The following is a 9,667-nucleotide window of genomic DNA, read 5'->3' on the forward strand; positions in this document are numbered from 1 at the left end:
CGCACGACGGCGCAGCTCAAGCGGGTACTGGGAAGGACGTGCCATGACTCGATCCTCTCAAACGATCGAGTCCCTACCGAACCCGGAACGGTTCAAATACAAAAACGGCCCCTTGCGGGGCCGTCTAACCGGGCCTTTGCAGTCCCGGCGGGATATGAGAGAACTGTACACCGATTGAAGCTGCGCGGCAACGAACCGTACGGACCTTAAGGGGCCTACCGACGAGGCAGGCCCCCTGCTCAGTTCCGGGCCCGGTGGGCGATGCGACTGCCGTAGCGGGTGATCGCTTGGAGCAGCTCTGTCGCGCCAAGGTCGGCTGCGAGGGAAGCATTGACCACCCCTCCCCTCAATCGTCGTAGGCGACCTGGAGGCGAGCAAGGATGCTGTGCAGCCCGGCTACAGGGCTGCGTGTGACCTCCGAAGCTTCGGAGGTTGGTGACGGGCCGCCAGAAACTTCCGAAGCTTCGAAGGGTCACCCCGGCAAGCTGCTCGGTGTCAGTTAGATGCACCCATTGAGCTCCGACTCAGCTGGATCTGTCCCCGGACCATGACCGTGAGGCATGGCGACGGGATGCACCTTACGCGCCCCGCGGTTCCCCACCGTCGTACTGGGCGCCTGCTTGGGGCCCGGTGCCCAGCCGTCGACGCAGTGTCGCCGCCAGATCCGGTGTCGGGGCCGAGCCGGCCAGGACGGCGGCAACATCGGCTGCGCTGAGGCTGCGCGACGGCGCAGCTGCGGACGGCTGCGCGGGCTCCGGCCCGGTGCCCAGGGAGCGGCGGTTGGCAATCATTGGCCAATCATTCCACTCGCTGCTACAGCTCGATGTCGATGTAGTCGATGTAGTCGATGTCGGAACACTCCGAATCCGGGGGCGTGGCAGTCGCCAGTCACGGAGGTGGATCTCATGCTGTCGCCGCACGGCAGTTTTGTCAGCCTGGATTCGCCCAGGCCTCGCCATCGGGTGTCAGGAAATTGTGAGGTTTCGGGTACAAGTGAGTGAAGAGTTTAATGGTTTGGCAACAAGCGGCGCTGGATCTAGTCGCCGTGAAGGCCAGTCCGGAGCGCGTCTGGCACGGAAATTCTTCTCCGTGCATCCGATATCAAGGCTCCAGCCCCTAGAGCGCCCGCAGCGCTCTGATGGAAGCCGTCAGCACATAGGGGACTCGTCAAAATAACCCGCTCCACCCGATATGCGACTCCATTCAGATGGCACTCTCATCCCATTTCGGCATTTCGCATCCCACGTGTAGCGTCAACGGACAGCTCCTGCCTTCGAGTTGTGAGGCTCGACCGACAGGACGTCCGAGTGAAAGGGAAAAGAATGGGTAAGCGATTTGCCCGGTTCGCAGCTACCAGCGCAGCCGTTGTCGGCATGGCTGCGGCCACGACTCTCGGCGGTGCCGGTAGCGCTTCTGCAGCCATCGACAGCACTTACGGCCCTTGGGGGACTATCAAGCTGTGCGCCATAAGCAACCTCACGGCGTACATCCAGGCACCCGGAATCTGGAACTCGGCCCGGGCCACCCCCAATAACTGCGTCACGGTCACACCGCCCCACAACGCACAGCTCGACCTGAGGGGCGTCCGCAGCAACGGCCAGACATTCAAGATCCGAGGTATTGGCGATTTGCCTGCCAACTATCGCGCAACCATCTCGGTAGCGGGCTCGGAATCGAGCCCCCAAGTTCTCATGCAGGCCCAGGCAAACGGCGGCGCTTAATTCTGATCTAACTAACCGCAGATCCTCCTCGGGTGCGACGCCCTTGCAGGGCGTCGCACCCGGCTTTTCTCCCGATCCCCCACGTCGTCCGCGTCAATGCTCTCGGTTTCCTTGCATCTGACGGGCGCCGCCAGACCTCTGATCCCCTCAATCGGTTCCTCCTGGCCGTGCAGGACATCAGCTTGGGCCTGACCTGCGCTCCGACGGTACGGAGTTCGCTGCCGTAGCCGACACGGTCCACCGGGCCTTCATCGTCGCCCGTGAACTGTCCCGGCACGCGACTCTTCCGGCTGCGGCAAGCACCCCGAAGCGAGCACCCCGAAGCGCCCACCGGCCCCGCTGCGAACAGCGCCTACTTTTTCTGCGTCGCAGACCGGCGCCAGCAGCTCGACCAACAAAGACGGCACCCCCTCATGATCGACCGGAACACATTGCAGCGCGCGGGCCACCGTAGGGCTCCCAGTCATCCCGCCGACCAGACCACGCCTGACGCGCAGCTCCAGCCGAACCGTGGAAAGAAAACAGCGTGCGGCCGCGCCGGCCCTAGAGCTCGATGTCGATGTAGTCGATGTCGGTGAACTCCACCTGCAAGCCCTGCGCGCGGCGGCCGCGGTCGCGGAAGTAGATCTCCTGCAGGCCCTCGGCCGGCCTTTCGTCGTGATATCTGAAGTGCCGAACGATTCGTGTGACGAGTACCCTTTTGCGGCAACCTATCAGGGCGGTACGAATGGCGGTCTATGTGCCGACATTGTGCCGCAACAACAGCCGGACGGCACTTGGGAGGTTTTTGAGGCCGCAGGCTCTACACACGTCACTTATAATGAGCCCTGCGCACGCGGACACGTACCGAACGGGGAGAATGGCAACATAGGCCTCAAGCTTGGCACGCTCGCGCAGACTGAGCGCATCATCGACACTGAGAAATACGTTCTCCAGGTAACATCCTAGCCGACTACGCTATCGAAGTTGCGCTCCGCGTTCACGGAGTAGGCACAACTCTGACGGGAGCACACTGAGATGCAGAGTCCCAAGGACTGGGAATGGCTTTTCAATGGTCGCTACCTTGGATTCACAGTCACGTTCACGCGAGATATATCACCAGAAGGGCTTCTGTCCAAGTATGGCGCAGATCTCGCGGCAGCGCACATGTTGTCGTTCTCAGATATGCATAGCGTCCTTCAGCCGGGATTGTCGGGAGCCGTCCTTCGGGTCGGAGACTTCAAGGACTGGTCCTTCGCAATTGAAGCTTTCGGGATCAAGGGCATGGATGCGACTTTGCTTGAAGATCTGTCACGTGACTCTGAAACCTTTGCCGTTCACTCGGGGGCCAACGCACTGGACCTGATGGAGCACTGGAGAGCTGGTCGGCCGCTTGAGAAGTTCGAGCCCGGCAACCCAATGACGCTCAGGGCTTCTGGGTCTCATCCATTCTGGGATGCCACAGAGCGCCTAAGGAAAGCATATCCCGGCGTCATGTATGTCGTCGCCGCAATGGGCTCTATAGGGGAGCACATTGGAGGGTCTCTATCCCGTGCCGTGGACGACGGCGAATTGCTTTCTGTGGCGCTCCCGCAGTTCTCATTGCCACCTGGTTCCTTCGGAACGCCCCTGCCTCTGGTGCACCCCCCCGAGGGAAATCCATCGTTGGGACGCCGACTGCCCGGTTCGATACGCCCAGACGAGATACCTCCGCCTTACCCGACACCGGCTGCCAGCCCTCGCCCCTGGCCGGGCAAGCCAGGGCCTTGATCCTTCGTGGCCATTGCGGGCATAGGCCCCCCTGTCGAATGCGCCACTGCCAAGGCGGTACCGTGCGTTCCGCTTCGCAGCAGGGCAGGCCGCCACCCACCCCACGGGTGGCGGCCCACGCCTCAGGTCTCCGGCTCCATGGCATCCGTGGCCCACCGGCCTTTGTCGTCGAACGGCCACGGGTAGGCGTAGACGTCGAGCTGTACGTACTGCCGCAGGTCGTGGCGGCTGGCCGATGGTGGAGGCGGTACGCCAAGGTCCGTAGCCAGGGGGTCGATGGCTTGAGCGTGGTGTTCAGCCCAGTCCAGCCACGCTTCTTCTTCCTGTGTCATGTCGGATGCGCGGTGGGCGCGGACTGCCGTGCAGAAGGCCAGAATCTGTTCTGCCTCCCGCCAGCGGGCCACCTGGTCGCTCAGTACCGCAGCCCGGTGTTGTCGCACTTGTCGGTCGCGGCCTTCCCGTACCACCCGGTACCAGTGCCGACGGCGAGCCGCCTCCTGGCGTTCGCTCTCTTTGAGCCGTTCTTCGGCACGCTGAGCCGCAGTCTCGATGTCGTACAGGAAGTGGCCCAAGCGGGACTCGAGCGTCCATCGCTTGGCATCGGAGTGCTGGTAGGTCGGGGTCGAGTAAGAGGAACGGTCCGGTGCGGTGATCATGAGTCGGCCGCCAGGCTTCTGGTCGTACTTGGGGATACGGACCCACGGCTTCTTGGCCGTTTCGCGCAGTTCTTGAGGCGTCGGCTCGTGGGGCACACCGGTGGTTCGTTCGATGATCTCCCAAGGGAACGCGTGAGCCCCGATACGGATGACAAGCCGGTGCGTGTCCTCGCGCCGCGGGTCGCTGCTGGTGGCAACCTCGTAGCCGCGTTGCACGGCCTCAGTGATAACGGCGTGAGCAATACGGAGGGCTCGGTCGGCCAGAGGGCGCGAGACATGGATCGGCACCACATCGGCATGGCCGCGGGAATCGGCAACGTCTCGGGACCGGCCGAGGGCCTTGAGAGTGCGCGCGATCAGTGGATGCGGCCGGGTCGGGAGATCCTCCGGGACATCGATGGCTGGCACTGCAGGGGGCTGTCCCTCAGCTTCAGCTGCCTGGTCGATCAGCCGCAGCACCATGTCGCCCTTGTCCCGACCGGCAAGGCGCAGCGCAAAGCCCGTCGGGACATGTTGCTGATGCAATGCGTGATAGTAGGCGGCCTTCCAGCGTCCCCGCGTGCGTGGCCCTGGGTCAGCGATGGTGAGGACGTCGTGGGCCTCACGGATCCGTGCGATCAGCGCCGCGCCGTCAGCAGGTGCCAGGGCAGCCTGTGCAGGATCTTGCCTAAGCCGCTCTTTGTCGGCTTCCGCCTGATTGGGGTGCTTACCATGTTTGATATAGAAGCGGCCGTCAGCGGTCACCACCGTGTTCCGCCGGCCACCGGCGTACCCGGTCTTCACCAGCCCCCGCTGCTCCAAGGCCCACAGCACGCCCGAATGCACGTCCTGGACAGGATGCGACCCCTTCGCGGAAGCAATCAGCTTCAGCGCCTCCAGCTGCTTGTCGTTCAGCGCATACTTCATGGCTGCCCTCCCGCCCGACATCCACCACTCAACTCTCCGCGCAGTCCACCCCGCAGCCAAACCTGACAGGTTCACCCGCACCGAGGACCCACCCGGGAGTTCAGGGTCGTCACTACTGTGCGAAGGCTTCGATGCAAGCTTGCCCTGGGCCGCCGACCAAGCCTGGCCTTGTCGACTTGCCTGAGACAGACACTTCACTGGGCCACGCACGTTAGCTGTTAGTGAAACTTGCCCCAGGTGCCAACTTTACTGAGTGAGTAAAGTTGGCACCTGGGGCAAGTTTCACTGAAGGTTCCGTTTCACCGTATGAGGATGTGTTGATGGACAACGATGAGCTGAACCCGGCCGAGCTGCTAGCCCAAGGACTGGCAGCACTGTCTGACCTGCTGGGATCAGAATGGTTTGTCGCCCCGCGTCCCGACTCCGAGTCGCGCAGCGGGGTGGACGTCATCGTCGAGCTCAGAGCCGAGGGCGACAGCAGCTACACGCAGCTGCTGGTCGACATCCGGCGCTCAGTGACACCCCGCATGGTCGAGGAGGTGCTGCTCCCGAAGCTGGATCTGATCCGACAGGTGAATCGCTACACGAACCTGATGATCATCACGCCGTGGCTGGCTCGGAAGACGCAGCATATGCTGCGTGAGCTCGGCATTAGCTATCTCGACATGACGGGCAATGTCTCGCTACGAGTGTCACGGCCGGCCATCGTCGTCTACACAGAGGGCGCCACGCGGGCACCTCGCTCAGTGGCCCACGAGCCGAGCAGAACGACTCTGGCTGGACCGAAAGCCAGCCGCTTGGTGCGGCTTCTCGCCGACGTCCGGCCACCATTCCGCGCCGTGGAACTGGCCGATGCCTCAGGACTCAGCCTTGCCTATGTCTCACGGCTACTGGACACCCTCGAAGACCAGCTCCTCATCCGCCGGGACGGACGCGTCATCTATGCGGTCGACTGGATGAACCTGCTGCGTGCCCGTGCGAAACAGGACAACCTTCTGCGAAACCACTCTTACCAGGGCATGGTAGCCCCGAACGGTATCCCCGCGGTGCTGAACGAGATCAGCAGTCTTCCAGCAAAGGCCCTGGACGGTATCGCGATCACCGGCTCCTGGGCTGCCCACCGTGTCGCTCCCCTATCCGCCGGCGGTCAGCTCATCCTCCACATCGCCAAATGGCTGTCGGTAGATGACCTCGCTGATGACCTCGGCCTCCTGCCAGTGAGGGAGAACGCGGACGTCCTGTTCCTGCCGGCACGGGATCAAGTGGTCTTCGACGGCACTAAACGTTTTGGCGGCGTCCAACACGTGGCCCTGAGCCAGCTGGTGCTGGACTGCCTCGCTGGCCCTGGGCGCATGCCCGCAGAAGGAGAAGCCGTCCTGGAGTACATGTTGACCCATGAGGATGAATGGCGTGCTTTCTCCGTTCTGACTCAGCAAAAGCACCGGTCGCACTAAGATCGCGTTTCCAGCCGCACACGGAGAACGCGAGGCACTGTGGCACAGGTCCCGGAGGGCGTTGACCCCAGTCAACTCACCGTCGTTGCTCGACGCGTTCTGCTCGATGGCCTGGAGGCGCTCCGTGACCACCTCCCCGCGGTGACCGTCGTTGGTGCCCAGGCCGTCTACCTGCGTACCCCCGATGCCGTGATCAGCAATGCACCATTCACCTCCGACGGCGACCTCAGCGTCGATCCCGACCTGCTCGGAGAAGAACCGCACCTGGACGACCTACTGCGAGGAGCCGGCTTCGACCTGCTCCGTGAGAACCAGCCTGGGTTGTGGGCGCGTCAAGAATCCTTCGGGGACAAAACCGTCCCCGTGGAACTGGACATCCTCATCCCCCGGCAGCTTTCCCCTGGCATCGGCAAGCGCAGCGCCAAAATCCCCCCGCACGGCAAAATGTCCGCCCGCTGGATCGACGGCCTTGAAGTCGCCGCAGTCGACCGCTCCCCGCTCCACGTGAGCAGCCTCGACCCTGCCGACCGCCGCAGCGTCACAGTAAACGTCGCCGGACCCGCGGCCCTGCTAGATCGTGTCTCGTAATTGATCTTGCAGGGGTGATAGTCGTTGAGCTCGTGGTCGACAGCCCGGAAGACTGTCGCCATGAGCTCTCGACGCTTCGTCTTCCTCGACCCTGACGGCATCAGTGCCGGCGACTGGCTGCATGTGGTTGTCGAGGCGAAGACCGGGGTTGTCTATCAGCAGCAGTACGGCGGAACGGCTTGTCGGCAGGGGCAGGTCGAAGGTTTCCTGGTGCCGTTGTTCGGCCCTGATGAGCTGGACGCCTTGCGTCAGCTGTTTGAGAAGGACTTCCGTGGTGCCGGCACCTGGAACTACGCGTGGCCAGATGACGAGCTGGACAAGCTCCGCGAGATCATCGAAGCCATTCGCTACTGGGCATCTGATGGGGCCACAGAGGAGCCACATGCTCTCCGACTGGATGAGAGCCGTATCCGTGAGGCCGATGAGGCCTGGGTGCGGGTGATCACCCCGGACGGCCCGGGAGTGCTGGTCTGGTTCAACTCGGACTGAACACGGTGATCAGCCGTCTGCCCTGAGCCAGAGGACCAGTGCCGCGATGACGACCCCGGCCTGGTAACGGGCCGCCAATTTGTCGAACCGGGTTGCCACGGCACGGAACTGCTTCAACCGGGCGAAGCACCGCTCGACGACGTTCCGCCCCCGGTAGGCGGTCCTGTCGAAGGCCGGTGGCCGGCCACCCCTGCCCGCACGGCGAGCTCGGTTGGCGACCTGGTCCCGGCGCTCGGGGATGGTCGCCTTGATGCCGCGGCGCCGCAACAGGTGGCGAATCTTCCGGGACGAATATGCTTTGTCCGCCACCACCCGGTCGGGCTTCGTGCGTGGGCGTCCGAGGCCGGTCCGCGGAATGCGGATTGCCTCCAGCACAGCGGGGAACATGGTGCAGTCTGCCGTGTTCCCGGTGCTGAGCACGATCGACAGAGGCAGCCCCCGGCCGTCCACCGCCATGTGGACCTTGGTCGTCAGCCCGCCCCGAGACCGGCCGAGCGCCTCGCGACGCGCGACAGCTGCCGGATCTTCTGATTCGTCCCCACCTTCAGCCCCTTTTTGCGGGCGCCCGCAGCATGCTGATGCGCCCGGGCGACCGTGGAGTCGATCGAGACCGTCCACTCCACGGCGCCCGCCGCGTCGTTACGGACCTGGGCCTCCTGCAACAGCCTGGCCCAGGTGCCGTCATTCTCCCACTGGGCGAAGCGCCGATAGACGGTCTGCCATGGGCCGTATCGCTCAGGAAGGTCGCGCCAGGGCGCACCAGTACGGAGCCGCCACAGCACCCCGTTCACGACCTGCCGATGGTCTCGCCACGGACGTCCAACACCGTCGCTCTGCGGAAGCAGCGGCTCTATCCGCGACCACGCCGAGTCCGTTATCTCTCCTCGCCCCACCACAAGATCAATTATGAGACACGACCTAGTAAACTGTCGCAGCTAATGTGTGGGATATAGGTGGCGGAGATTGGTGCGTGCGTCGTGGGTGGTGAACTGCCAATTCACTTGGTGTTGGTGGTGTTCTGCCAGGCGGTGAGTTCGGTGTTGAGGGTGTCGAGGTCCGCGATGCGGCGGTCGAGGCATTGCCGGGTCAGTGCGGAGAGTTCGATCTCGGCGATGTTGAGCCATGACCCGTGTTTGGGGGTGTGGTGGATCTCGAGGCGTTGGGCCAGGGCGAAGGCCTCGGCTGGTTCGAATGCTTCGTACAGTGAGGCGATGTCGTGGGTGTTGAGGTTGTCCATGACCAGCACCACGGTCTCGGCGTCGGGGTAGTCCTCGGTCAGTAATCGCTTGACCTGGCCGGCCCAGTCGATCCTGGTGCGACGAGGCTGGGCGTCTACGCGGCGCCACCCTCGCAGGGGTTCAACCCACACGAAGATCGAGCACGTGCCGCAGCGGATGTACTCGCTGTCCTGGCGGGCGTCGCGGCCGGGGCGGGCCGGGAGCGGGTCGCGGGCATGGGCGAGGAGCTGGTAGGGCTTCTCGTCCATGCACACCACTGGGCGGGCCGGGTCATAAGGTCGGGCATAGACGGCCAGCACGTCTTCCATCCGGGCCGCGAACTGCGGGTTTGCTCGTGGTGGGATGGTCCAGCACTTCCTCAGATGAGGACGCAGCCTCGTTTTTTTAAGATCCGCCCGATGGTGGAGTGGTCCAGATCGGGGATGTCCTCGACCAGTGCGATGTGCTTCTCCAGCAGTCGCAGCGACCACCGGGCACGGCCTGCCGGGGGCTGGGAGCACGCCAGGGCGATCAGCCGGGCCTCGACTTCACCGGTCACCGGCGAGGGCACCGGCGGGAGGTCCCGCTGTTTGCGCTGGATCGTCGCGTCGACGTCACCACCGCTCTCGGCGAACCGCTTGGCCACCAGCCGCAGCGTCTCGCCCGAGACGCCGACCCGGGCAGCGATCGCATCCTGCGAGTCGATCTCACCGGCAGAGGTGTCCAGCGCGAGCAGCACCCGCGCCCGCCTGATCACCGAGGCCGGATGGACCCCCGTCGTGGTCACCCGAACCAGCTCTTCACGATCGGCCGCGGTCAGCACCACCGGCCTCTTCTTCTGCGAACCCATCACACCAACTCCCGTCCGGCAGAAAGGAAGGAACATC

8 protein-coding genes and 1 pseudogene are annotated in these 9,667 nt (G+C 63.9%); 4 read left to right on the top strand and 5 right to left on the bottom strand.

Annotated elements, in window-relative coordinates; all coding sequences use genetic code 11:
- Positions 1–2,264: 2,264 nt before the first annotated feature.
- Positions 2,265–2,366 (bottom strand): annotated as a pseudogene (locus ACIP98_RS41220) (XRE family transcriptional regulator); the annotation flags it as partial.
- A gap of 372 nt (positions 2,367–2,738) precedes the next feature.
- Here ACIP98_RS41220 and ACIP98_RS41225 point away from each other — a divergent pair.
- The gene (locus ACIP98_RS41225; protein ID WP_401981862.1) at positions 2,739–3,470 is read left to right on the top strand and encodes a DUF6461 domain-containing protein; all 732 of its coding nucleotides are present in this window, start codon (positions 2,739–2,741) and stop codon (positions 3,468–3,470) included.
- Between the two features lie 122 nt (positions 3,471–3,592).
- Here the strand turns inward: ACIP98_RS41225 and ACIP98_RS41230 are convergent, their stop codons facing one another.
- Complete coding sequence (locus tag ACIP98_RS41230) at positions 3,593–5,032, bottom strand: hypothetical protein (protein WP_401981864.1); 1,440 nt, start codon at positions 5,030–5,032, stop codon at positions 3,593–3,595.
- Positions 5,033–5,352: 320 nt separating this feature from the next.
- On the opposite strand from ACIP98_RS41230, the gene ACIP98_RS41235 reads away from it, so the two are divergent.
- The 3 genes from ACIP98_RS41235 to ACIP98_RS41245 are packed head-to-tail and all read left to right on the top strand — an operon-like array spanning position 5,353 to position 7,563.
- A complete protein-coding gene (locus ACIP98_RS41235; RefSeq protein ID WP_401981866.1) occupies positions 5,353–6,486 on the top strand; it encodes a helix-turn-helix domain-containing protein in 1,134 nt (377 codons plus the stop codon).
- 39 nt (positions 6,487–6,525) lie between these two features.
- Positions 6,526–7,074, top strand: coding sequence for a hypothetical protein (locus tag ACIP98_RS41240; protein WP_401981867.1), 549 nt, complete (start codon positions 6,526–6,528; stop codon positions 7,072–7,074).
- A 60-nt stretch (positions 7,075–7,134) separates the two neighbouring features.
- Positions 7,135–7,563: a DUF6210 family protein gene (locus tag ACIP98_RS41245; protein ID WP_361792242.1), complete on the top strand. Its 429-nt coding sequence runs from the start codon at positions 7,135–7,137 to the stop codon at positions 7,561–7,563.
- Positions 7,564–7,572: 9 nt separating this feature from the next.
- On the opposite strand, the gene ACIP98_RS41250 is transcribed toward ACIP98_RS41245, so the two are convergent.
- The 3 genes from ACIP98_RS41250 to ACIP98_RS41260 form a co-directional block, all read right to left on the bottom strand.
- Positions 7,573–8,459 (bottom strand): IS5 family transposase gene (locus tag ACIP98_RS41250; protein WP_384299617.1). Its coding sequence is split into 2 segments (ribosomal slippage): positions 7,573–8,111 and positions 8,111–8,459, totalling 888 coding nucleotides; the frame shifts between segments, so codons are not numbered across the junction.
- A 101-nt stretch (positions 8,460–8,560) separates the two neighbouring features.
- Positions 8,561–9,271 carry an IS630 family transposase gene (locus tag ACIP98_RS41255; RefSeq protein ID WP_401981871.1) on the bottom strand — a complete coding sequence of 237 codons (711 nt, stop codon included), beginning with the start codon at positions 9,269–9,271 and terminating at the stop codon, positions 8,561–8,563.
- The coding region (locus tag ACIP98_RS41260) for a helix-turn-helix domain-containing protein (RefSeq protein ID WP_401981874.1) at positions 9,160–9,667 on the bottom strand (508 nt) is incomplete at its 5' end. The genes ACIP98_RS41260 and ACIP98_RS41255, both read right to left, overlap by 112 nt.

This window comes from Streptomyces sp. NPDC088354 (assembly GCF_044753585.1).
Lineage (GTDB): Bacteria > Actinomycetota > Actinomycetes > Streptomycetales > Streptomycetaceae > Actinacidiphila.